The sequence below is a fragment of the Streptomyces sp. BE303 genome (genome assembly GCF_036290945.1).
Classification (GTDB): Bacteria; Actinomycetota; Actinomycetes; order Streptomycetales; family Streptomycetaceae; genus Kitasatospora.
Map to the genome: position 1 here is coordinate 1 of NZ_JAQYWZ010000386.1, position 346 is coordinate 346.

The 346-nt window shown below is 80.3% G+C and carries 1 pseudogene; it reads left to right on the plus strand.

The annotated features are described in order from the left end of the window. A pseudogene (locus PUR56_RS06870) lies at positions 1-346 on the plus strand (hypothetical protein); the annotation flags it as partial.

Below are 346 nucleotides of genomic sequence, written 5' to 3' on the forward strand. Positions count from 1 at the left end.
GCTGCGCCCGAGCGCCAGCGCCGCCCCGATCCCCCGCGTGTTGGGGAGAGCCGCGGGGGGGGGCAGAGTGTAAATCGCGGGGGAGTTCGCGGGGGGCGCCGCAGCAACGCGCCCTGGATCCTGGAGTCCGCGCCGCCGGAGGCCGGCCCCGGACGTGTCGCGCCGTCCGGGAGGCCGGCGGGCTGGCGGCTGACGGCGCGGACCCCGGAGGCGCTGCTGGCCCAGGCGGCCCGGCTTTTCGAGCACCTGTCCGCCGCGCCGCCGGTCGACCCGCACGCGGTCGGGCGGGCGCTGGCGCTCGGGCGCAGCCTGTTCGCCGAGCGGGCGGTGCTGGTCGGCGAGGGGA